Source organism: Tenacibaculum salmonis (assembly GCF_041053065.1).
In the GTDB taxonomy this organism is placed as follows: Bacteria; Bacteroidota; Bacteroidia; order Flavobacteriales; family Flavobacteriaceae; genus Polaribacter; species Polaribacter pacificus_A.
Map to the genome: position 1 here is coordinate 1,815,722 of NZ_JBFCVV010000001.1, position 23,449 is coordinate 1,839,170.

21 protein-coding genes and 1 tRNA gene are annotated in these 23,449 nt (G+C 29.1%); 10 read left to right on the forward strand and 12 right to left on the reverse strand.

The annotated features are described in order from the left end of the window. Position 1 precedes the first annotated feature (1 nt). The gene (locus AB0T67_RS07870; protein ID WP_369219851.1) at positions 2–973 is read right to left on the reverse strand and encodes a sensor histidine kinase; all 972 of its coding nucleotides are present in this window, start codon (positions 971–973) and stop codon (positions 2–4) included. A gap of 194 nt (positions 974–1,167) precedes the next feature. On the opposite strand from AB0T67_RS07870, the gene AB0T67_RS07875 reads away from it, so the two are divergent. Next, the gene (locus tag AB0T67_RS07875; protein WP_271231029.1) at positions 1,168–1,545 is read left to right on the forward strand and encodes a DUF1573 domain-containing protein; all 378 of its coding nucleotides are present in this window, start codon (positions 1,168–1,170) and stop codon (positions 1,543–1,545) included. 67 nt (positions 1,546–1,612) lie between these two features. On the opposite strand, the gene AB0T67_RS07880 is transcribed toward AB0T67_RS07875, so the two are convergent. The 6 genes from AB0T67_RS07880 to corA form a co-directional block, all read right to left on the reverse strand. Then, complete coding sequence (locus AB0T67_RS07880) at positions 1,613–2,548, reverse strand: M28 family peptidase (RefSeq protein ID WP_369219852.1); 936 nt, start codon at positions 2,546–2,548, stop codon at positions 1,613–1,615. An 88-nt stretch (positions 2,549–2,636) separates the two neighbouring features. Then, positions 2,637–3,383 carry a succinate dehydrogenase/fumarate reductase iron-sulfur subunit gene (locus tag AB0T67_RS07885; RefSeq protein ID WP_271231027.1) on the reverse strand — a complete coding sequence of 249 codons (747 nt, stop codon included), beginning with the start codon at positions 3,381–3,383 and terminating at the stop codon, positions 2,637–2,639. 9 nt (positions 3,384–3,392) lie between these two features. After that, the gene (locus tag AB0T67_RS07890; RefSeq protein ID WP_369219853.1) at positions 3,393–5,405 is read right to left on the reverse strand and encodes a fumarate reductase/succinate dehydrogenase flavoprotein subunit; all 2,013 of its coding nucleotides are present in this window, start codon (positions 5,403–5,405) and stop codon (positions 3,393–3,395) included. A gap of 12 nt (positions 5,406–5,417) precedes the next feature. Then, entirely contained in the window at positions 5,418–6,095 is a 678-nt protein-coding gene (locus tag AB0T67_RS07895; RefSeq protein ID WP_369220500.1) for a succinate dehydrogenase cytochrome b subunit, read from the reverse strand. Between the two features lie 141 nt (positions 6,096–6,236). Then, positions 6,237–7,109, reverse strand: a complete 873-nt coding sequence (locus AB0T67_RS07900) for a mechanosensitive ion channel family protein (RefSeq protein ID WP_369219854.1) — start codon at positions 7,107–7,109, stop codon at positions 6,237–6,239. 54 nt (positions 7,110–7,163) lie between these two features. Continuing rightward, a complete protein-coding gene (corA, locus tag AB0T67_RS07905; RefSeq protein WP_369219855.1) occupies positions 7,164–8,228 on the reverse strand; it encodes a magnesium/cobalt transporter CorA in 1,065 nt (354 codons plus the stop codon). A 144-nt stretch (positions 8,229–8,372) separates the two neighbouring features. Between corA and AB0T67_RS07910 the strand changes: the two genes are divergently transcribed. Together AB0T67_RS07910 and AB0T67_RS07915 are read left to right on the forward strand one after the other, a co-directional pair. Continuing rightward, entirely contained in the window at positions 8,373–9,224 is an 852-nt protein-coding gene (locus tag AB0T67_RS07910; protein WP_369219856.1) for a helix-turn-helix domain-containing protein, read from the forward strand. Between the two features lie 1,100 nt (positions 9,225–10,324). Next, positions 10,325–10,687 carry a plastocyanin/azurin family copper-binding protein gene (locus AB0T67_RS07915; protein WP_369219857.1) on the forward strand — a complete coding sequence of 121 codons (363 nt, stop codon included), beginning with the start codon at positions 10,325–10,327 and terminating at the stop codon, positions 10,685–10,687. A 63-nt stretch (positions 10,688–10,750) separates the two neighbouring features. Here AB0T67_RS07915 and AB0T67_RS07920 read toward each other — a convergent pair whose 3' ends face one another. The 5 genes from AB0T67_RS07920 to AB0T67_RS07940 all read right to left on the reverse strand — a co-directional run bounded on the left by AB0T67_RS07920 (position 10,751) and on the right by AB0T67_RS07940 (position 16,729). Further along, the gene (locus AB0T67_RS07920) at positions 10,751–11,653 is read right to left on the reverse strand and encodes an alpha/beta hydrolase family protein (RefSeq protein ID WP_369219858.1); all 903 of its coding nucleotides are present in this window, start codon (positions 11,651–11,653) and stop codon (positions 10,751–10,753) included. A 116-nt stretch (positions 11,654–11,769) separates the two neighbouring features. Next, positions 11,770–13,062, reverse strand: coding sequence for an aminopeptidase P family protein (locus AB0T67_RS07925; RefSeq protein ID WP_369219859.1), 1,293 nt, complete (start codon positions 13,060–13,062; stop codon positions 11,770–11,772). A 367-nt stretch (positions 13,063–13,429) separates the two neighbouring features. Then, positions 13,430–14,773, reverse strand: coding sequence for a DEAD/DEAH box helicase (locus tag AB0T67_RS07930; RefSeq protein WP_369219860.1), 1,344 nt, complete (start codon positions 14,771–14,773; stop codon positions 13,430–13,432). Between the two features lie 122 nt (positions 14,774–14,895). Continuing rightward, a complete protein-coding gene (locus tag AB0T67_RS07935) occupies positions 14,896–15,861 on the reverse strand; it encodes a succinylglutamate desuccinylase/aspartoacylase family protein (RefSeq protein ID WP_369219861.1) in 966 nt (321 codons plus the stop codon). Then, the gene (locus AB0T67_RS07940) at positions 15,842–16,729 is read right to left on the reverse strand and encodes a RimK family alpha-L-glutamate ligase (RefSeq protein WP_369219862.1); all 888 of its coding nucleotides are present in this window, start codon (positions 16,727–16,729) and stop codon (positions 15,842–15,844) included. The genes AB0T67_RS07935 and AB0T67_RS07940 overlap by 20 nt, the downstream gene beginning before the upstream one ends. A gap of 160 nt (positions 16,730–16,889) precedes the next feature. On the opposite strand from AB0T67_RS07940, the gene folB reads away from it, so the two are divergent. The 7 genes from folB to AB0T67_RS07975 all read left to right on the forward strand — a co-directional run bounded on the left by folB (position 16,890) and on the right by AB0T67_RS07975 (position 23,441). Then, a complete protein-coding gene (folB, locus tag AB0T67_RS07945) occupies positions 16,890–17,252 on the forward strand; it encodes a dihydroneopterin aldolase (RefSeq protein ID WP_369219863.1) in 363 nt (120 codons plus the stop codon). 104 nt (positions 17,253–17,356) lie between these two features. Beyond that, positions 17,357–17,430: transfer RNA gene (locus AB0T67_RS07950), tRNA-Cys, on the forward strand. A gap of 104 nt (positions 17,431–17,534) precedes the next feature. Next, complete coding sequence (locus AB0T67_RS07955) at positions 17,535–18,494, forward strand: hypothetical protein (RefSeq protein ID WP_369219864.1); 960 nt, start codon at positions 17,535–17,537, stop codon at positions 18,492–18,494. Between the two features lie 100 nt (positions 18,495–18,594). Beyond that, positions 18,595–19,440, forward strand: coding sequence for an MBL fold metallo-hydrolase (locus tag AB0T67_RS07960; RefSeq protein WP_369219865.1), 846 nt, complete (start codon positions 18,595–18,597; stop codon positions 19,438–19,440). Positions 19,441–19,450: 10 nt separating this feature from the next. Further along, positions 19,451–21,091, forward strand: a complete 1,641-nt coding sequence (locus AB0T67_RS07965; RefSeq protein WP_369219866.1) for a S8 family serine peptidase — start codon at positions 19,451–19,453, stop codon at positions 21,089–21,091. Positions 21,092–21,157: 66 nt separating this feature from the next. Beyond that, a complete protein-coding gene (locus AB0T67_RS07970; protein ID WP_369219867.1) occupies positions 21,158–21,562 on the forward strand; it encodes a hypothetical protein in 405 nt (134 codons plus the stop codon). 1 nt (position 21,563) lies between these two features. Then, positions 21,564–23,441, forward strand: a complete 1,878-nt coding sequence (locus tag AB0T67_RS07975; protein WP_369219868.1) for a M1 family metallopeptidase — start codon at positions 21,564–21,566, stop codon at positions 23,439–23,441. Positions 23,442–23,449 lie beyond the last annotated feature (8 nt).

The following is a 23,449-nucleotide window of genomic DNA, read 5'->3' on the forward strand; positions in this document are numbered from 1 at the left end:
TTTAGATTAAATTTAACGTTAATGATATTGTAAAAATATCTGTAGCATCAATAGATAATTCATAGTTGTTTTTATACAATAAGTTCAATCGCTTTTTTAAATTTTCTAGCCCGATAGTATTGGTGTTTTTTATCTTTTTGATATCATAATTATTGCTGCAAACACAGGTTAATTTGTTTTTATCTGCTTTAATTATTATAGAAATAACACTATTAATAGTACTATGTTTAAAAGCATTTTCAATAATCGTAATCAATAATAATGGTGCTATTTTATAATTTTCAGAATCTGTTGAAGTCTGATATTCTATTTCTTTGAGTCCTTCTGTTCTGATTTTATGGAAAACGATATAATTATCTAAAAACTGAATTTCTTTAGCTAAGCTTACTTTTTCTGAATTACTTTCATATAAAACATGCTTTAAATTGTCTGATAATTTTAAAATTAAATCGGGTGCTTTTTCGGGTTTTTCAATAGCGTATGCATAAATAGTATTTAAATTATTGAATAGCACATGAGGGTTGATTTGCGATTTTAAAAATTTCAATTCCATAGCTGTTTTTTCTTGTTGAATTCTTGCTACTTCTTCAGATTGATTTATATATCGAAATAACATCCATATAAATGAAAAAAACAATAAAGGTGTTAAAGTTTGCCATAAATAATCACTTAAACATTTCATAACTGAACATCCGCAACGTGCAAAAACATAGCAATACAATTGTGTTGCTAAAAATGAAATCAGCATAAAAATAACGCTGTATAATACATACCATTTCTTCTTTACAAAAAAAGGTAACAGTACTTGATTATTTGTGTAAACAATAATAACAAGGATAAAAAAATAATATAAAAATGGGTTTTCAGTCCAATAATAACGTGTAAACACAAATAATGACACAAAAGTAAAAAGTAGCCAAAAAAGTACGTGAATTAATGCTTGAGCACTATCTTTTTTATTTAGTTTAATCATAGTTTTTGTAAGTAACTAAAATTTGTTGATTCAACAAAATAATAAGTACTAAAGGCTATTTGTTAAGTACATAATACCGTTTTAGCTTTTTAATTGCAGTTTATACTTCTTTTTTTGATGTATATACTTTGTTTTTTTATCAAGGATAAAAAAAAATTACTTTCGAACTAAATTAATACTAAAACTTCAATAATATGAAAACAATTTTAACATTATCGGCTGTTTTTTTAATGGCATTATCTGTAAATGCACAAGAATTTAAGTTTGTAACAGAGTCTATTGATTACGGAAAAATTACACAAGGATCAGAAAAAAATCGTGTATTTGAGTTTACAAATATTGGTGATGCTCCTTTAATTATTAAACAAGTGGTATCTACTTGTGGATGTGCCGTTCCAAAGAAACCAGAAAACCCAATTATGCCTGGTGAAAAAGGTAAAATAGCAGTTTCTTATGATACCAATAGAATAGGAGGTTTTTCTAAAATGTTTACTATTGTTTCTAATGCAAAAAGTAAACGAATAAAAATTAAAGGGCATGTAAGTGCTAAAAACACACTAGCTTCTAAATAAATTTTAAACAAAAAATCCTGAGTTTTCACTCGGGATTTTTTATATAAAATGTTAAATAATAGTAGTTTTATAATTCTTTAGCATCTAATTTAGTGAACACATTTAAAACTGTTTGAATAGCATCAACGGTAAATTTTTGATCGATGTTTTCATAAACATCGGTAGCTTTATGATAATCTTCATGATCTGGCACACCAAAATATATAAATGGAATATCTTTTTTATGAAATGCTGCATGATCACTAGAGTTTGTCCAGTTTTCTGAGCTATCTAAACCTTCATGTCCTATAAGTAATTCAACTTCTCCAACTTTATCTAATGAAGTTATTGTTTCTTTTAATATTGGTGTATAACGAGTTCCTACAGCGAATAGTTTTTTACTATCACTTCTTGAAATCATATCAAAATTTAAGTTTAAGACTATTTTATTTAAATCAATTATAGAATTATCTGCATAATAATAAGCACCTTTTAAACCTATTTCTTCAGCATCAAAAGAAGCCAATATCACATTATGTTTTGGAGGATATTTTTTAAAATATTCAGCAAAAGCTAATAAGGTAGCAACACCTGAAGCATTATCATCAGCACCATTAAAAATCTTCCCATTTATAGTACCTAAATGATCGTAATGAGCAGATAATACAACGTATTTATCAGTATATTTTGTACCTTTAATAAGTCCTAAAACATTAATAGCATTATATGTATCTTTTCCTTTATTGAAAGTAAAAGGTTGTTCGAAGTTTTCAATAAGTGGTGTTACATTTAATTTTTTAAAACGCTCTTTTATATAATTTTTTGCTTTTATTCCTCCTTGAGTAGCTGTTTTTCTACCTTCGAATTCATCAGAAGATAAAGTTTTAATATCATTTAATATTAAATCGGTTGTAAACTGATATTTTGAAGTTTGTGTAGTAGAAGTAGTTTCTTGTATTTCTGATTTACAAGAAGTTAAAAAGATTGTTAAAATAGTTAGAATTAAAAATTGTAATTTTTTCATAATTGATTAAATAAATTGAATGCAAAATTAAACAAAAAAAAATCCCGAGTGAAAACTCGGGATTTTTAATTTATATATAAAAAAGGATTTATCCTTTTAAACTAGCTTTCATAAACTCAGTATTCATACGAGCAATGTTTTCTAATGAAATTCCTTTAGGACATTCCACTTCACAAGCACCAGTATTTGTACAGTTACCAAAACCTTCAGCATCCATTTGAGCTACCATGTTTAAAACACGATCAGTAGCTTCAACTTGTCCTTGAGGTAATAAAGCATATTGAGATACTTTAGCACCTACAAATAACATTGCAGAAGAGTTTTTACAAGTAGCAACACAAGCACCACAACCAATACAAGTTGCAGCATCCATTGCTTTATCAGCAGCTTCTTTAGAAACAGGAATTGCATTTGCATCTTGAGTATTACCAGATGTGTTTACAGAAATATATCCACCAGATTGTTGAATACGTTCAAAAGAACTTCTATCAACAACTAAATCTTTTATTACAGGAAAAGCAGCAGCTCTAAATGGTTCGATAGTAATAGTATCACCATCTTTAAACATACGCATGTGTAATTGACACGTAGTTACACCTCTATCAGGTCCATGAGCTTCACCATTAATATACATAGAACACATACCGCAAATTCCTTCACGACAATCATGGTCAAATGCAACAGGCTCGTCACCTTTATTAATTATTTGCTCGTTAAGTACATCCATCATTTCTAAGAAAGACATATGCTCAGAAATCTCGGTTACTTGGTAATCGACCATCTTTCCCTTATCACTTGCGTTTTTCTGACGCCAAACTTTAAGTGTTAAATTCATAATATCTTCTTATTTGTATGAACGTTGTTTTAATTCAATATCGTTAAACTCTAATTCTTCTTTGTGTAAAACTGCATTAGCAGGTTCACCTTTGTATTCCCAAGCAGCTACGTAAGCAAAATCTTTATCGTTACGTTTAGCTTCACCTTTTTGTAATCCGTCTAATTCAACAGATTCTTCTCTAAAGTGACCACCACAAGATTCGTTTCTATCTAAAGCATCTTTGGCAAACAATTCTCCTAATTCTAAGAAATCTGCTACACGACCTGCTTTTTCTAATTCAGGATTCATTTCATCCGAACTACCAGGAACAGTAACGTTTTTCCAGAAATCTTCACGTAATGCTTTAATTTCAGCCATAGCTTCAATTAAACCTTTTTCGTTACGAGACATTCCACATTTTTCCCACATAATTTTTCCTAATTTCTTGTGGTAATAATCTACAGAATGTTGTCCTTTATTATTTACAAAGAAATCAATACGTGCTGTAACTTCTTTCTCTGCTTCTTCAAATTCTTTGGTATCTGTAGAAATTTTTCCTGTTCTAATATCATTAGATAAATAATCACCAATAGTATATGGTAATACAAAATATCCATCAGATAAACCTTGCATTAAAGCAGATGCACCTAAACGGTTAGCACCATGATCAGAAAAATTAGCTTCTCCTAAACAATATAATCCTTCAACAGTTGTCATTAAGTTATAATCAACCCAAACACCACCCATTGTGTAGTGAACTGCAGGATAAATCATCATAGGTGTTTTATAAGGATCTTCATCTACAATTTTATTGTACATCTGGAATAAGTTTCCATATTTAGCTTCAACAATTGCTTGACCTAATTCATACACTTTAGCATCAGAAGGGTTTGCAATATTTTGAATTTTTGCTTGCTCCGAACCGTAACGAGTAATTGCCGAAGCAAAATCTAAATAAACAGCTTCACCAGTAGCGTTAACACCATAACCAGCATCACAACGTTCTTTAGCTGCACGAGAGGCAACATCACGAGGTACTAAGTTACCAAAGGCAGGATATCTTCTTTCTAAATAGTAATCTCTTTCGTTTTCAGATAAATCAGTAGGTTTTTTACGACCTTCTTTAATTGCCTTAACATCATCTAAATTCTTAGGAACCCAAATACGACCATCGTTACGTAATGACTCAGACATTAACGTTAACTTTGATTGATAATCACCTGAACGAGGAATACAAGTAGGGTGAATTTGTGTATAACAAGGATTTGCAAAAAATGCTCCTTTTTTATGGATTTTCCAAGCTGCAGTAGCATTAGAACCCATTGCATTTGTTGATAAGAAATATACATTTCCGTATCCACCAGTAGCAATTACAACAGCATGTGCTGAATGACGCTCAATTTCACCAGTAACTAAGTTACGAGCGATAATTCCACGGGCTTTTCCATCAACTTTAACAACGTCTAACATTTCATGACGATTGAACATTTCAATCTTACCACGAGCAATTTGACGGTTCATTGCAGAATAAGCACCTAATAATAATTGTTGTCCTGTTTGTCCTTTAGCATAAAAAGTACGAGATACTAGTACACCACCAAACGAACGGTTATCTAACAAACCACCATAATCACGAGCAAAAGGAACCCCTTGTGCCACACACTGGTCAATAATATTTGCAGAAACCTCAGCTAAACGATATACGTTAGCTTCACGAGAACGGTAATCTCCACCCTTTACAGTATCGTAAAACAATCTGTAAAAAGAATCTCCATCACCTTGATAATTTTTTGCTGCATTAATTCCACCTTGTGCTGCAATTGAATGCGCTCTACGAGGAGAATCTTGATAAGCAAATGCTTTTACGTTGTATCCTAATTCAGCTAAAGTTGCTGAAGCAGAACCACCCGCTAATCCAGTACCTACAACAATAACATCAATATTACGTTTGTTTGCTGGATTTACTAAATCGATATGATTTTTATAATCTGTCCATTTATCTTTTAATGGACCTTTTGGAATTTTTGAATCTAAAGCCATACTAGTTTCGTATTAATGATTGAAATAATGAAATAACGCAATAATGATAAATCCTACAGGAATACCAATTGCATATACTTTACAAAATGTTTTCAATCCTTTAGTGTATTTGTTATTTGCTCCAACCGATTGGAATGCTGAAGTAAATCCGTGTAATAAGTGTAATGCTAAAAATACAAAAGCGATTATGTAAGCTCCAACTCTTAGTGGGTTTACAAATTTGTGCTGTAATTCATGGAAGTATCTTAACTCACCATCATGCATTCCACTCCAATCACCCTGAATAAATTTCGTATTAATCTCTGGAAACCAGAAATCAATAAAATGCAATAGTACAAAAGCTAAAATAGCTGCACCAGACCAAATCATGTTTCTACTCATCCAAGTAGAATTTGCAGCTCCGTTATCTTTTGCATAACTTACATTAGTTGCTTTCTTGTTTTTTAATTCTAAGACGAATCCCATTACAAAGTGAAAAACTACACCAAAAATTAAGACAGGTTGCATAACATATTGAATTAACGGGTTTGTTCCCATAAAGTGGGATAACGCGTTAAATGTTGCTCCGTTGTCAGGAAAAATTGAGGTGATGTTTATTACAAAATGTTGTAATAAGAAGAACATCAAGAAAAAGGCAGAAAGTGCCATGGCAAATTTTCTTCCAATAGAAGATTTTAATAATCCCATTATGTTGTTTGTTTATTAAAGAATATAGAACAAATTTAAGGGCTACAAGCTACTTGCACAAACTTTACGAATTTTTTTATTTAATATTTAGAATGGGTTTAAATAAAATAGTTTTTTTTAGTAATTTAAACTGTTAGTTTTTTACTATTTTTCAATACTAATTTTATGTTTTTGATACATTTTATGTTCAATAACTTGTGATGGCATTTCAATGTTATTTTTATCTAAAATCATTTTTACATCTGTAATTATTTTACTTCTTGTATTATGTCCTAAATAATTTTCTGGTAATTTTTTATTAGTTAAAACATCTACCCAAAATAATATTTGAATATCCGTAGTAAATTCACCTAATTCTTGTACTAAAACACGTGGGTCAGGAGTTTTTAAAATAGTTTCATTTGTAAGAAGATAGTCTAATATTAATTTTCGAGTTGTTTCAATATCGCACTCTGGTGCAATACCAATAGTAAAATTAACTCTTAAGTAACCATCTTTTGTATAGTTAATTAAGGTGTTTTTTAAGATCGTAGAATTAGGAATATAAATATCTTTACCTTCTGAATTTTTTAAGTGTGTTAATCGTAAATCTAGGTCTTTTACAGTTCCTTTAGTACTATTAATTTCAATAATATCACCTATTTCAAAAGGGCGTTTTAATGCTAAAATAATTCCTGCTAAAAAATTTTCTCCAATATCTTTAAAAGCAAAACCAAACACGATGGCACTGACACCTGCACCAGCAAAAATAGTACTAGCAATTTCTGTAAAACCAATTACAGTTAATGCCATTATAATTCCGAATAAATAAAAAGACCATTTTATAACTTGTGCTAAAAAATTAGACATAATATTGTCTTGCCATCTTTTTTCTGTTGTTTTATTGATTATTTTATAAACAACTTTACCTGTAATAATAGCTATTATTAAAATGATTATTCCTGTAATAATATTTGGAATAAGAGTGCTTATTTTTTCTAAATAATCACTAAAAATTTTTTGAAAATCGATATTCATAAAACTTGTTAATTTGAAAGTATTGATTAAAATAAAATTGCAATTTTTGAGGTATTAAAACCATTTTTTCTTTTTAAAGAATAATAGCATACCTAGGGCTACTAAAATCATTATTATCCACATTATAAAATAACTATATTTATAAGAAAGCTCTGGTATATATTGAAAATTAGTACCATAAATACCTGCGATAAAAGTTAAAGGAATAAATATTACAGAAAACACGGTTAAGAACTTCATAATATCATTTAGTTTACTTGTAATGGTTGTGTGATAGATATTAAGTTGATCGGATAGTATTTCTCGGTAACTATCAGAAGCATCATTTGCTTGACTAATATTATCTTCCAGTTCTTTAAAATGTATATAGGTGTTTTCGGTAATAAAATCAGAGTCGGTTTTTGCTAATGAAAATATCATTTCTTTAGCAGGTTTTATATTTTTTCGTAAAAAATTTAGTTCTCGTTTATAGTTATTAATTTCTGTAATAGTATTTTGATTAGGGTTTAATAATAGGTTTTCTTCTAGTGTTTCAATTTTATCACCTAGTACACTAATTACATATAAATAATTATCAACTACAATATCTAATAAAGCAAAAGTTAAATAGTCAGTTCCACCAGTTCTAATTCTCTTTTTTTGTTTTCTAATTCGTTCTCTTACAGGTTCAAATACATCACCTTTTTGTTCTTGAAAAGAAATTAATACTGTCTTTGTAAGAATTAAACTTAAGTTTTCAATAACTGTTGTACCATCACTTTCGTTAAGCATTAGCATTTTAATAGTTATAAGTGTACAATTATCATATTCAATAACTCTTGGTCTGGCATCAGTATTTAAAACTTCAGGAACAACTAAAGTGTCAAGGTTAAAAGTTGTGGTTATTTCTTGCATTATAGATGTATTATGAAGACCATCTAAATTTATCCAAGATACGGTATCTTTATGTTGCAACTGGCTAATCTCCTTAACAGTTTTTGTGGTTTTTTCAGTTAGATTTTTGTCATCAAAGTCAATGATTCTAAGTAAAATTTGATCAATTTTTTTTTCTCCTCTAAAGATTAAATCATCAGGAGAAAGACCAATGTCTTTTTTATTTTTTTTAATAAAACGTGTCATATTTTTTGTTGTCAAATAATTATTTAAATATAATAGCTTATACAACTAAATTATCAGAAAATAAATTAAAAATCAAATACAGTTTAGTTAACTCTTTCTATTTATTTTTGTTAACTATTCATATTTTTTCGACCAAGAATAAAAATGGCTATTCAAGATATAAAAACGTATAAATATCAAGAAATATTTTCATTACAAACTGTACAATTTGAAAAAGCTTGTATAGTTAATAAACCAACTCAAATTAATACCTACAAAATTTTTTGGATTAAAGAAGGTAATGGAACTTATCATATTGATTTTGAGCGCTATTCTTTTAATAGTGGTGTGTTATTTTTTTTATCTCCAGGACAAGTTTTTTCGGTAACTTCTGAAAAAGTAAAAGAAGCATATCAATTAAGTTTTGATCAAGATTTTTATTGTGTTCAAGCTCATGATTCTGAAATTTCCTGTAACGGCGTATTGTTTAATAATGTGTACGAAACTCCTTTTGTAAAACCAAGTAAAAAAGATAGTCAAAAATTAGATTTTATTATTGATAGTTTAGTTGATGAATTTGAAAATACTAAAACTGCAAAATATGATATGTTACAAGCATACTTAAAGCAATTTATTATTCATTCTGTTCGTATAAAAAAAGAATATAATTTAATTAAAGAAGACGACGAAACTAAGTTATTTAAAGATTTTAGTTTATTAGTTTCTCAAAATTTTAAAAAACTACATAGTGTTTCTGATTATGCGAATCGTTTGGGTATTTCGCCAAAATCATTAACGAAGCATTTTCAAAAAATAAATTCAAAAACACCTAGTGATTTTATTAAAAATAGAATTATAATAGAAGCAAAGCGTCAATTATTATATTCTACTGATGCTATAAAATATATTGCTTTTGATTTAGGGTTTAATGATCCTGCATATTTTTCTCGATTTTTTACCAAAGCCACAGGACAATCTCCAAAGCAATTTCAAAAAGCACAAAAAGAATTATCATAATTTAAAAAAAAGGTATAAAAAAAACTCGCAACACACAAGTTTACGAGTTGGGCATTATCATCTCTGGGGGGATTAGTATCTGGGGGCTACTACAGAATAACAACACTACAAATCTATTTGTTTTTTTAAGATTAAAATGTGAGTATATGTTAACAAATCATGTTGTTTCTGTTAATCATTAAAACCTTAAAAAAAGTTCTTTAATTTTAAAAAATAGGGATGTTTTATTATTCTTAATTATTTTTTAAAAAAATATAAAAGAGTTTGTAAATTTCTTAAAATAAGGATAATTCTTAATTATAATATTGATGTAATTAATGATGTGTTATTTTAAATGTTAGATAAATCTACTAGTAGAGTTTTTTTACACTTTAATAATTTTATAATTATTTTTTTTTATATAAAATAACTATCAGTGAAATTTAAATTTCTTTAAAAAAAAGGCATAAAAAAACTCGCAACACACAAGTTTACGAGTTAAAGAGTAAACATACTATTCGCATGTTCTAAATAACAACAACGCTGCAAATATATATTGTTTCTTAGCCTTAAAATGTGAGTATATGTTAACAAATTAGGATATTTATGTTATTCATTATTAAAAAAAAGGCACAAAAAAACTCGTAATATACAAGGCTACGAGTTTGGCTATTATTTCTGGGGGGATTCTTACATACAGGGGATATGTAACTTATAATAACACTACAAATATATATTGTTTTTTCTACTGTAAATACAAGTTAAGGTTAACAAAACATTTTTAATATGTTATTTAGTCCAAGTTTAAGGAACCTTTGTCCATTTTTAAAAGTCTATTCTCGTCGCATCTTTGTACCAGTATTAATCATCAACAATTTTTTTGGTTGAAATAAAAAGTAAAAAGATGAAAACACTAGAAGAGTATCAATGCCCTAATTGTTGGGGATATCAAGAGTACAATGAGCAATTGTCTGATAGAGAATTATGTAAATGTGAACAAACTAATAAAGAATATAAAAAATGAGAACAAGAATTAAAACATTAAACATTAAAACTATCACAGGGAAATTTAGTCTAAAAGTATAATAATATATAAATCATAAAGTTTAAAACTTAAAATCATGAAAAAATTAATAGCAGTAATCATAATAGTATTAGGATTTACATTTAATATAAACGCACAAGATGTTAAAACGGTTTCTTTAGAACAAACCAAAGAAGCATTTACTCAAAAAGCAATAACACTTTCTGAAGGAACTTATATTTTTGAAATTGCAAACTCTAATGTCGGAAAAGATGTAGGTTTTGTATTAGCACCAAAAGGAAAAGTAGAAGCAGAGCATCATATTAAAAATGCATATGTAACTTCTTTAGTAAAAAATAATGGAAAGTCTACTTCTAAAAAAGTAACCTTAAAAAAAGGAGAATATGTATATTTTTGTCCTTTAAATCCAACCCCTCAATATGCTTTAACGGTTAAGTAAATTTTAAAATATAAGATAGAAAATCCGCTTTTTGGCGGATTTTTTGTTTTCGTATTAATTATTCTATTTCAAATTTTTATCAAACCATTTTATAACCAATTCATTTAATTCAGTTGTTTTTTGATGAAAAAAATGATTCGTTTCAAATTTTTTGAATTCAAAATTATAATTTATTTTCTTTAATTTTTCAGCGATTCTTTCAGATTGTTGAGGGTTTACTTTTTTATCATTTGTTCCACAGATTATTAAAACACTACTGTTTTTATCTAATTCATCAGCCCAATAAATAGCCGAACGTTTCTTTAATTCAGTTTCTTTATTTTTCCAGTAATTAGGAATACATTCAGTAAATACTTCAGTTTCCATTTCTGGTCTAAATTTTATTGTTTCAAATAAGTCAACGGTAGCATTTCCTATAATAGCAGTTTTTATTTTTTTTGATTTTTGTAGCGCTAAATATGTTGTCATTCCACCTCTTGACCATCCAAACATTCCAATACAATTCGAATCGGCTTTTTCAATATTTTTTACAGTCGTTATTAAGTTCAGAAGGTCATTAATTTCAGCACCGCCAAATTCATCTTTTTCTCGATAACTACTTCCTATAACAACATAACCTGCTGATGCTAACTTTGAAACTGACATTATTGTTTTTCTAATAGTTGATTTCATCGGAACTCTATTATATCCTCCATTAAAAATAACGACTGGATATTTACCTTCTTTTTTTGGTTCAATAACGACTCCACTAACTTTTAGATTATCACTTTTATAGGTAATAAGATAAAAATTTAATTTGTTTAAATATTTAAAATTAGAACGTAATTCATTGTTTTGAGAAACGCTATTCCAAATAGGTGTTTTTGAAATGTCAATTATTTTTTTTGATAGTATTTTTCCATTTTGAGAAAATCCAAAATTTATAAAAAGAAATATAAATAGTATTGTAAATATCTTTTTCATCATTTTTTTAAAAGTTTGAGTTTAACTAATTTATAGCATTTAAAAGTAACAAAAAAACCTTAGCGGTTTGCTAAGGTTTTTATATAATGATATTTCAGAACTTTATCCACAAAAAAATATTACGAATTCATAATGTCTTCAATTTCATCAGCATTAATAGGAATATTGCGCATTAAATTAAAAGGTTCTCCCTTTTGTTGAATAACCACATCATCTTCTAAACGAATACCAAAACCTTCTTTTGGAAGATAAATACCAGGCTCAACAGTAAAAACCATATTCGCTTCCATTGGTTGATGTAATAATCCGTAATCATGCGTATCTAAGCCCATATGATGCGAAGTTCCGTGCATAAAATATTTTTTATAAGCAGGCCAGTTAGGGTCTTCATTTTGAACATCAGTTTTGTCAATTAATTTTAACTTCAACAATTCTGAAGTCATTATTTTACCAACTTCCATATGATAATCAGCCCAAATAGTTCCAGGAACTAATAATTTTGTCGCTTCATCTTTTACATAATTTACTGCATTATACACTGCTTTTTGACGCTCAGAAAAACGACCAGAAACAGGTACTACACGAGTCATATCCGAAGCATAATTTGCATATTGCGCACCAACATCCATTAAAATTAAATCGCCAGCTTTACATTGTTGATTATTTTCAATATAATGTAATACGTTGGCATTATTTCCTGAAGCAATAATTGGCGTATAAGCGAATTTTTTAGAACGATTTCTAATAAATTCATGAATAAATTCTGCTTCAATTTCATATTCCCAAACATCAGGCTTTACAAAATTTAAGATACGTCTGAATCCTTTTTCAGTAATATCACAGGCTTTTTGAATTAAATCTAATTCAATCTGGTCTTTTAAAGAACGTAAATGCTGTAAAATAGGATTACTTTTCGCCACAGAATGTGCTGGATATTTTGCTAATAACCATTTTGTAAAACGAGCTTCACGAGTTTCTGTTTCTACCGAAGCACGATAATGTTCATTCGTATTAATGTATACATTTTCGGCAAGTGCCATCATTTCTGCAAGTACTTTTTCTAAATCTTGTAACCAGAATACTGTTTTTACTCCACTAGTTTCTGTAGCTTTTTCTTTGGTTAATTTAGCACCTTCCCAAACGGCAATATGTTCGTTTGTTTCACGCACAAATAATACTTCACGTAAATGTTCTTTTGGGCAATTAGGAAATAAAATTAAAATACTTTCTTCTTGATCTACACCGCTTAAAAAAAAGATATCACGATGTTGTTCAAAAGGAAGTGCACTGTCAGCACTTACAGGATATATGTCATTTGAATTAAAAACAGCTAAACTATTTGGCTTCATTCGTGCCATAAAGTTTTTACGATTTTTGATAAATAAATTACTGTTTATTGGGGCGTATTTCATAATGCTAATAATTAAAATTCTTCTTCAAAAGTAGCTAAAAGATAGCTTTGCTAGTTTATTATATAATATTATTTTGTGTTTTTATGAGGTGTTTTTTGTTGTTTTGCTATTTTAGATAAAGTTTTTTGTGTAAAAATTTAAAAATCAGTAAAAATGCCTAGCCCTGATTGAAGCAATTGTTTGAGCTCTTTTTTATTTTTCTTTTGAAAAAATAAAAAAAGCGAGTGCGGAAAGCAGGAAATTGCTTCTAATAATTTTAATGAAAAGTGTTTGAATCACAGTGAAAAAAGATGTTAAAATAAAAAACCTCCAAAATTTGAAAAATCAAACTTTGGAGGTTTTGGTATTTTATAAGAAGTTTAAAAAATTATCTTCTTGTATTTCTTTTTGAAGAACTTTCGTTACTACTTGAAGAACGACCTCTAGAAGAACTCCCAGAATTGCTTCTTGAGTTATTACTAGGACGCTGTCTTTTTGGTTTTGCAGCAGTACTACCACCTCTATGACTTGCACCTACGCCTTTTTTCTTAGGAGTAGAACCTTTCTTTTGTGTTGAAGCTCTTTTAGGACCAGCAGTATCTCTAGGTTCGTATCCTGCGATAATTTCGGTTTTTAATTTTTGCTTTAATATTTTTTCAATTTCCTTTTGATACTCAGTTTCTTCACTACAAACTAATGAAAGCGCTTCACCTTTTGCACCCGCTCTACCTGTTCTACCAATTCTGTGTACGTAATCTTCTGGTACATTTGGTAATTCGAAGTTTATAACGTGTGGCAATAAAGGAATATCAATTCCACGAGCCGCAATATCAGTAGCTACTAATACTCGGTTGGTATTATTCTTGAAATTAGCCAATGCTTTTGTACGAGCTCCTTGACTTTTATTTCCATGAATTGCCGCAGCAGAAATTCCTGATTTTATTAACTTTTCAGTTAATTTATTAGCACCATGTTTAGTTCTTGTAAAGATTAAAACCTGACTCCAGTTACCATCTTTAATTAAGTTGATAACTACTTCTGTTTTTTTACCTTTATCTACCGCATATACTTTTTGAGCTACTTTTTCGGCAGTTGAATTTTCAGGTTCAGCTTCTACTGAAACAGGATTTCTTAAAATCCCTGAAGCTAATCTTTTAATTTCTGTTGAAAAAGTTGCTGAAAACATCAAGTTTTGACGTTTTGCAGGCATAAAACTAATGATTTTGTTAATATCTCTAACAAAACCCATATCTAACATTCTATCAGCTTCATCTAAAATAAGTACGTCTATTCTATTAAATGAAACTGCTTTTTGATCGTGTAAATCTAATAATCTACCAGGAGTGGCAACTAAAATATCTACTCCTTGTCTTAATGTTCTTATTTGGCTAGCAGCTTTTACTCCTCCAAAAACTACTGCTGATCTGATATCTAAATACTTACTGTATTCTCTTACATTGTCATGAACCTGAGCAGCAAGTTCTCTTGTTGGTGTAAGTACTAATGCTCTTACGGGTCTGTATTTAGGGTGTTTAGAGTCTGCTAAACGTTGTAAAACAGGTAGTGTAAAACCTGCAGTTTTTCCTGTTCCTGTTTGTGCTGAAGCTAATACATCTTTCCCTTCTAAAATAGGTGGTATTGCTTTTGCTTGAATTGGTGATGGAGTATCGTATCCTTTTTCGTCGATGGCTTTTAATAAAGCATCGGATAATCCTAAAGATTTAAATGTCATATATGTTTTTTTAGAAATACTCTAAAATAAGCATCTCTATGAAGCTGCAAAGATACTGCTATTTATTTATAGGTGTGTTTTTAATAAATTTAGTGCCGTTTTTTGTTGTTTTTGATGAATTATTAGGCATTTCCGAAGTGAAATAAAGCATCGCCCATATTTACAATCGGGAAATTATTTTTGGAAATAATGTATCCATCGGCAGGAGCTTTTACAGCAAAATTTGTTGCTCCGTAGGTATCCATAATATGTCCTAAAACTTGTCCTTTTAAAACAAATGCTCCATTTTTAACTGTCGGATTAAATAAACCTGCAACTTTAGCACGAATCCACATTCGTTTTTTACTGATTATAACACTAGTGTTTTTAGGAATTTCAATGTTTTTATCAATCATTTCAAAATGTTTTAAAACTCGAAGTGTTCCGTTTATTCCTTGCTGAATTGCATCTTCATCTAAACGTAAAGATTCGCCTCCTTCATACACAATTACAGGAATATTATTTTTATAACATTGATTTCTAAATGATTTAGGAATTAATTTTGATGCAAATAATAAAGGTGCATTAAATATTTTAGCTAATTGAAAAGCATTTTTATCTTCAGAAGTATATCTTATTTGTGGAAAATTACTTCTTTGAGCTCCACCAGTATGAAAATCAATAGCAAAATCAACATTTTTAGTGATTTCTTTCATTAAATAATACGCCATTCTACCAGCTAAAGAACCTTTTTTATTCCCTGGAAAACTTCTGTTTACATCCTTACCGTGGATATCTCTTGATAAATTTAAAAAGCCAAAAACATTTAATAAAGGTACTACAATAACGCAACCTCTATGAATTTTATAGTTTTTATCAATTAGCATTCTACGAACTAATTCAATACTATTAACTTCATCACCATGTAAACCGCCTTGCAATAAAACGGTAGGTCCTGGTTGTGTTCCATTAAAAATATATACAGGAATTTCGATTATTGTACCAGTTGGTAATCTATCTACAGGAATTTTAATAAGTTTAGATTTTCCAAGCCCAATTTTATGTTCTCGAATTTCTACAACTTCATTTTTAAAGTTTTGTGTAAACATTATCTTCTAAAAATTTAATAATTGCTTTGGCTGTATTATGTTTTGTGTAGTTTTCAATTCCTTGTAAACCAGGAGCTGTATTTACTTCAATTAATAAAGAGCCTCTTTTTGAGCGAATTAAATCAACTCCAGCAATAGGTAAGTTTAAATATTGTGTTGCTTTTATGGCAATTTCTTTTTCTTCTTCGGATAAATTAACTTTAAATCCGCTTCCGCCTTGATGGATATTTGAACGAAAATCATCTTCTAAACCTTTTCGTTTCATTGCTGCAACAACATTATTACCAATTACAAAAGCACGAATATCTTCGCTATTACTTTCTTTTATAAACTCTTGTAATAAAATATTAGCGTTGGTGCTATACATGGTATCAATAATTGATTTTGCTGATTTATTACTTTCCGCTAAAATAACTCCCGAGCCATGTGTACCTTCTTGTAATTTTATAATGATAGGTGCGCCACCTAATAAATTAATTTGTTCATTAATATTATCAGGATTTACAGAAAATATAGTATCAGGAATAGGAATATTATTTTGATTCAAAATTTGTAAAGTACGAACCTTATTTTGAGCTTGTAAAATACCTAAACAACTTACTGTTGTATAGGTACCATTTAATTCAAATTGTTTAACAACTGCAGCTCCGTGACGTGTAGCCGAAGCTCCAATTCTAGGAATAATTACATCAGGAATATCAATAATATTTTCGCCATTATATATTATTTCCGATTTACCATTTGTAAGTTTTATACTACATTTTAGATGATTAATAACACGGACATTATGTCCACGACTATTAGCCTCATTATATATTCTTTGAGTAGAATATATTTTGTCGTTCACAGAAAGAATAAAAATAATCATAAATACATACTTGTTCGGTTAAAACAAATTTACTGTTTTTTTTGAGTGAAAAATACCTTTTAAATAAAATGATTATACCTTTATTAACTATTGAAAACACTAATATTTTAAGTAAAGTAAAAAACGTATTTTTGCAGTTATAAATTCAATAAAATATATTTTGGGAATTATACGTGTAAACGACATTCGATTATTTACAAATCACGGATGTTTAGAGGAAGAAGCAAAAATTGGCTCAGAATATAGAGTTGATATTGAAGTGAAAGCAAATTTGCAAAAATCAGCAAAAACAGATGCACTAGTTGATACTGTTGATTATGTACATTTAAATCATATTGTAAAAGAAGAAATGGCAGTTCGTTCGGAGTTATTAGAACACGTTGCACAACGTATTTTAAATAGAGTTTTTAAAGAGATACAACTTGTTGATGAAGCTGAGGTTAGCGTTGCTAAAATTAATCCACCAATTGGAGGAAATGTAGCCGAAGTTGTTATTGTTTTAAAAGATGTACGTACTAATTAACAAACGATGTTGACAGAATGTTAATAACATTTTCATAAAAAATCCTGTAAAAAAAGGAAAGTTTTAAATAAAAAGTGTAAATTTGCAGTCTTAAATATTAAAAAGGTGTCTTGGCCGAGTGGCTAGGCAATGGTTTGCAAAACCATGTACAGCGGTTCGAATCCGCTAGACACCTCCAGAAAACCTTATAAGTCTTTTGATTTATAAGGTTTTTTTATGTTTAAGAAATTTTTATAAGTTTTTTTAGTCCTTTTAAAGGAGTATTTTAGCAAAAAAAAACTTATGAAAAATTTAATGTTAATACCTCTTTTTATAGTGGTGTTCTTACTAGGTGCTTGTGGAGATAGTAAAAAAGATTCAGATGTAAAAATATCTAAATCAGAAAACACAGAACTTCAAACAGTAAAAAACACAGAAAGTTCGTTTAATTATACACCAAATAGACCTGTTAATGGAGTATTAAAAGGTGTTATTGAATTAGGTGCTTCTGGTTTTAATTCTTTTATAGTTGATATTGATAAAGATAATAATTACGAGGTAAAAAGTAAAGAGTTTGGTAATAGCCTTATTTTAGAAGGAATGACAAATGTTAATGAAATTACCAAAAAATTAAAAAATTATATTCAAACTTTTATTGAATATGGAGTTAAAGCTAATGATATTCATTTTGTAGTAAGTTCAGGAGCAAAAATGTCTGATGTTTCTAAAATTATTATAAAACAACTTAAAACTATTGGTTATGTTGTTAATCAAGTTACAGCAAAAGAAGAAGGTATTTATGCATTAAAATCTGTTTTACCAAATAGGTTTAAAAGTATTGCTTATGTAGTTGATATAGGTTCTGGAAATACAAAAATTTCTTATTATCAAGATGAAAACATTGTTGCCGAAAATTCATATGGTTCAAAATATTTTCAAAAAAATATAGCAAACGATGTTGTTTATAAAGATGTACAAACAATAGCTTCTCATATTCCTAAAGGAAAAAAATCATTATGTTTTATTATTGGAGGTGTACCTTATAATATGGCTAAATCTATCAGAAAAAATAAGAACAGATTCACAATGTTAGCAACTGATATAGCTTCTTATAAAGATGTTGTAAAAAAGAAAGGTAAAAAAGTAGAAAGCGGACTGAATATACTTAAAGCAATTGTAGATGAAACAGCTTGTAAAAGGTTTGTTTTTGATTGGGATGCTAACTTTTCAATAGGTTTTTTACTATCACTTAACGAAAAATAATAATTTTTTCACATAAAAAAAAGGATATGCTAATTTAGTATGTCCTTTTTTTTGTTTTCATTAACAAAAAGTTTCGTTAAATTTCTGCATCTTTGTAGCTATGCAAATTTTTTCAATAGAAACTGGTAATTTTAAGTTAGATGGCGGCGCTATGTTTGGCGTAGTTCCAAAATCAATTTGGCAAAAAACTAATCCAGCCGACGATAAAAACTTAATATCAATGAGTATGCGTTGTATGCTTATTAAAGATGGCGATAGGCTTACTTTAATTGATACAGGAGTTGGAAATAAGCAATCTGATAAGTTTTTTGGATATTATGATATGTTTGGTGATTTTTCGTTAGATACTTCATTAGCAAAACATGGTTTTCATAGAGATGATATTACCGATGTGTTTTTAACACATTTACATTTTGATCATTGTGGAGGTGTTATCAAATGGAATAAAGATAAAACAGGATATATGCCTGCTTTTAAAAATGCAAAAGTTTGGAGTAATAAAGAACATTGGCAATGGGCAACAGAACCAAATGCTCGTGAGAAAGCTTCGTTTCTAAAAGAAAATATACAACCAATACAACAAAACGGACAATTAAACTTCATCAATAAAAACAGCCAAAATAAACTAGGTTTTGATGTTTTATTTATGGATGGACACACCGAAAAACAAATGCTTCCTAAAATTCAGTATCAAGGAAAAACAGTTGTTTTTATGGCCGATTTATTACCCACAGTAGGACACATACCTTTGCCTTATGTAATGGGATATGATACAAGACCTTTACTTACCATAGAAGAAAAAAGAATATTTTTAAACGAAGCAGCAGATAATGATTTTTATCTGTTTTTAGAACATGATGCTTATAACGAGCTAATTACAGTTAAGCATACCCAAAAAGGAGTTCGTTTAAATGAGAGTTATAAATTTACAGATATATTTAATTAAGATAGAGATTATGAGAGTTTTAAGACCAATGTTTTATTCGGCAGTAGCAATTTCAATATTAGCAAGTTGTTCATCAGTAAGCAAAACAGCAGTGCCTACAGGAAGTAATACTGTAGTTAATATTTCAGCTAAAAAAGCGGAGTTAACAACTTACGAAAAAGATAATTGGCAACATTTAGATTTAGCTACAGACACCATTCCTGGAATGAGTGTAAATAAAGCATACGACTTTTTAAAAGGAAAGAAAAATGTTACTGTTATTGTTGGTGTTGTTGATTCTGGTACAGATTTAAAACATGAAGATTTAGGTGATGTAGCTTGGGTTAATACCAACGAAATTGCTGGGAATGGAATTGATGATGATAAAAATGGATATACTGATGACATTAACGGATGGAACTTTTTAGGGAAATCGTATAAAGAACATTTAGAATACGAACGTATTTTAATGAATCCTTCTTTGGTTGATGCTGAAACTTTAGCTGAGGTAAAAAAATATCATGCAAATAAAATTGAAGGAGCTAAAAAAACAAAAACTCGTTATACAGGATTAGTAAAAATGTCTGTTGAATCAGAAAAAGCTTTTACTAAATATTTTGGAAAAACTACTTATACTAAAGAAGAAATTGCAGCAATTAATACAACTGATGAAACTCTAAATAAATCGAAAGAGTTTGCTGCAGGTATGTTAGGTTATTTTAAAGATTTATCTGAAACAAAAGAATACTTTGAAAAAGGAATAAAAAGAGTAGAAAAAATAATTGCTGAAGATAATTTAAAAACAGATTACCGTAAAGTTGTTGGTGATAATCCTTACGATATTAAGGATAAAACAATTTACGGAGATAATAATACAGGTCATTCTACAAAAAAAGAAGCACATGGTACACATGTTTCGGGTATTATTGGAGCAAGTCGTAACAATGAGATTGGAATGAATGGTGTTGCTGATAATGTAAAAATGATGGCAGTACGTTCTGTTTCTGATGGAGATGAATATGATAAAGATGTTGCTTTAGGTATTCGTTATGCTGTTGATAATGGTGCAAAAGTTATAAATACTAGTTTTGGTAAAGATTTTTCTCCAAATAAAGAATGGGTTTACGATGCTTTAAAGTATGCCGCTAAAAAAGATGTATTAATTGTAAATGCAGCAGGAAATTCAGGTGAAAATATTGATATTGAAAAAACATTCCCTAATGATGCACCAGATTTAATAAACGAAATTTCTGATAATGTATTAACATTAGGGGCAATGAGTGCAAATTATAACGAAAACTTACCAGCAAGTTTTTCGAACTATGGTAAAAAGAATGTTGATGTTTTTGCTCCAGGAGTAAAAGTACATTCAACAATGCCAGATAATACGTATAGCAAAATGAGTGGGACTTCAATGGCAGCGCCTGCAGCTGCAGGTGTTGCTGCATTAGTACGTTCTTATTACCCTGAATTATCGGCAAGTCAGGTAAAACATATTTTAATGAACTCTGGAACTAAAATCGACTTAATGGTAACAAAACCAGGTTCTCAAACTAGAGAAAATCCTAATGGAGATTTAGTTCCTTTTGCAGATTTATCAGTTTCAGGACGTGTTGTAAATGCTTACAATGCTGTTAAAATGGCTGACAAAATGGTAAACGGAAAAAAATAATAAACAATATATAATTAAAAAAAAGAGCATTATTTTGATGCTCTTTTTTGGCTTTAAAAATAACTTATGGAGTTAACATTTGATGCCCAAAAAAAACAACTAAATATAAAAGATGATGTACCTACAAATTCATGGTTAGTTATCTTTTTAATGTTAGTAAATGTAATTAATATGAGTGTTCAATTATTTTACATAAGTTTTTATAAAAATGAAATACTTTTTGTTTTTATGACATTACTTGCAGTAGCTTCAGTTGTTGCAATATTTTTTTATCTATTAAAAAAATCTTGGAAAAAAACATATAAACTTTCTGAAATTGAAGGAATAGAAATTAAAAATAGCTTTGGTAGAGAGCGTATTTCTTTAAAATTACAGAACGGTAAAAAAAGAAGTTTTTCAATATTGAAAAACGAAAAGGAACTAACAAGCCTTAAAAACACCCTAACATCTATAGGGATTAAATCAATATAATATGAAAAAAATAGTTTTAGGACTTTCATTATTATCGATTGTTTCTTGTGCTTCTACAAGTACAGTAAATAATAATAATGTAAAAAACCCGATTCAAAAATCAAGAATTCAAAATATAAACAATACACCTGTAAGTCAAAATTATTGGCAACAACATGTTAATTATAACATGGATATTGATATGGATGTAAAAACTTATCAATATAAAGGAATTCAAAAATTAGTATATACCAATAATTCACCTGATAAATTAGAAAAGGTATTTTATCATTTATATTTTAATGCATTTCAACCAAATTCTCAAATGGATGTGCGTTCTAGAAATATAAAAGACCCTGACAAAAGAGTAGGCGATAGAATTAGTAAATTATCATCATCAGAAATAGGCTACATCAAAGTAAACTCTTTAAAACAAAACGGAACAATAGTAAAACATCAAACTGTTGGAACTATTTTAGAGGTTACTTTAAATAAAGCAATTCAGCCAGGTGAAAGTGTAACTTTTGATATGCTTTTTGATGCGCAAGTACCAAAACAAATTCGTCGTTCTGGAAGAAATAATAAAGAAGGAGTAGCTTTGTCTATGGCACAATGGTATCCTAAAATGGCTGAATATGATTTTGAAGGATGGCATACACCTCCGTATTTAGGACGTGAATTTCACGGTGTTTGGGGAGATTTTAATGTAACGCTTCATATCGATAAAAATTATACGGTTGGTGGTACAGGATATGTTGAGAATCCGCAGGAAGTAGGACATGGATATGAAAACAAAAAAGAAGCTTTAAATATCCCTTCAACAGAAAAATTGACTTGGAAATTTACTGCACCAAATGTGCACGATTTTACATGGGCTGCTGATCCGAATTATAAACATGATGTTTATACTATGGATAATGGTATCGATTTACACTTTTTATACAAAAAAGATTTACCTAGTGAATTTAGAAAAAATTGGGAAAAATTACAACCTAAAACTGCTGAATTAATGACATATTTTAGTAAGCATATCGGACAATATCCTTACAAACAATATTCAGTTATTCAAGGAGGTGACGGAGGAATGGAGTATGCAATGAGTACTTTAATTACAGCAAAACGTAAATGGGGAAGCTTATTTGGAGTTACAGCTCATGAATTAGCACATACTTGGTTTCAGTTTTTATTAGCAAGTAACGAAACTAAACATTCTTGGATGGATGAAGGATTTACAACGTACATTTCAAACAAAGCAGAAAATGTTATTTCTGGTAAAAATGATGAAAACCCGCATGCTGGTTCTTACAGATATTATAATTATGTAGTAGAAAATAATTTAGAAGAATCTCTTTCAACACATGCTGACCGTTATCATACAAATATGGCGTACGGAATGGGAAGTTACTCGAAAGGAAATATTTTTTTAACACATTTAGAATATATTATTGGTGAAGAAAATACTGCAAAAACATTAAAAAAATACTTTAATGATTTCTCTTTTAAGCATCCAACGCCAAATGATATCAAAAGAACTGCTGAAAAAGTTTCAGGAATTCAATTAGATTGGTTTTTAAATGAATGGACACAAACCACACACACTATAGATTACGGTGTAAAATCGGTAAACGGCAAAGAAATTACTTTAGAAAGAATCGGAAAAATGCCAATGCCTATTGATGTTGAGGTAGTTTATACTGATGGATCTAAAGAATCTTTTAATATTCCTTTACGAATGATGCGTGGCGAAAAACCAACAAAAGCAACCATTATTGAAGATTGGACATTTGCACATCCAACTTATTGTTTTACAACTTCAAAAATTGTAAAATCGGTTCAAATTAATCCTTCGAAATTAATGGCTGATGTTAATTTAAATAATGATAGTTTTACTAAAAACTAAAAAATGTT

Bases quoted from the DNA above. Each gene is read 5' to 3' on its own strand.
- AB0T67_RS07870 (WP_369219851.1), bottom strand. From the start codon at position 973: ATGATTAAACTAAATAAAAAAGATAGTGCTCAAGCATTAATTCACGTA.
- AB0T67_RS07875 (WP_271231029.1), top strand. From the start codon at position 1,168: ATGAAAACAATTTTAACATTATCGGCTGTTTTTTTAATGGCATTATCT.
- AB0T67_RS07880 (WP_369219852.1), bottom strand. From the start codon at position 2,548: ATGAAAAAATTACAATTTTTAATTCTAACTATTTTAACAATCTTTTTA.
- AB0T67_RS07885 (WP_271231027.1), bottom strand. From the start codon at position 3,383: ATGAATTTAACACTTAAAGTTTGGCGTCAGAAAAACGCAAGTGATAAG.
- AB0T67_RS07890 (WP_369219853.1), bottom strand. From the start codon at position 5,405: ATGGCTTTAGATTCAAAAATTCCAAAAGGTCCATTAAAAGATAAATGG.
- AB0T67_RS07900 (WP_369219854.1), bottom strand. From the start codon at position 7,109: ATGAATATCGATTTTCAAAAAATTTTTAGTGATTATTTAGAAAAAATA.
- corA (WP_369219855.1), bottom strand. From the start codon at position 8,228: ATGACACGTTTTATTAAAAAAAATAAAAAAGACATTGGTCTTTCTCCT.
- AB0T67_RS07910 (WP_369219856.1), top strand. From the start codon at position 8,373: ATGGCTATTCAAGATATAAAAACGTATAAATATCAAGAAATATTTTCA.
- AB0T67_RS07915 (WP_369219857.1), top strand. From the start codon at position 10,325: ATGAAAAAATTAATAGCAGTAATCATAATAGTATTAGGATTTACATTT.
- AB0T67_RS07920 (WP_369219858.1), bottom strand. From the start codon at position 11,653: ATGATGAAAAAGATATTTACAATACTATTTATATTTCTTTTTATAAAT.
- AB0T67_RS07925 (WP_369219859.1), bottom strand. From the start codon at position 13,062: ATGAAATACGCCCCAATAAACAGTAATTTATTTATCAAAAATCGTAAA.
- AB0T67_RS07930 (WP_369219860.1), bottom strand. From the start codon at position 14,773: ATGACATTTAAATCTTTAGGATTATCCGATGCTTTATTAAAAGCCATC.
- AB0T67_RS07935 (WP_369219861.1), bottom strand. From the start codon at position 15,861: ATGTTTACACAAAACTTTAAAAATGAAGTTGTAGAAATTCGAGAACAT.
- AB0T67_RS07940 (WP_369219862.1), bottom strand. From the start codon at position 16,729: ATGATTATTTTTATTCTTTCTGTGAACGACAAAATATATTCTACTCAA.
- AB0T67_RS07955 (WP_369219864.1), top strand. From the start codon at position 17,535: ATGAAAAATTTAATGTTAATACCTCTTTTTATAGTGGTGTTCTTACTA.
- AB0T67_RS07960 (WP_369219865.1), top strand. From the start codon at position 18,595: ATGCAAATTTTTTCAATAGAAACTGGTAATTTTAAGTTAGATGGCGGC.
- AB0T67_RS07965 (WP_369219866.1), top strand. From the start codon at position 19,451: ATGAGAGTTTTAAGACCAATGTTTTATTCGGCAGTAGCAATTTCAATA.
- AB0T67_RS07970 (WP_369219867.1), top strand. From the start codon at position 21,158: ATGGAGTTAACATTTGATGCCCAAAAAAAACAACTAAATATAAAAGAT.
- AB0T67_RS07975 (WP_369219868.1), top strand. From the start codon at position 21,564: ATGAAAAAAATAGTTTTAGGACTTTCATTATTATCGATTGTTTCTTGT.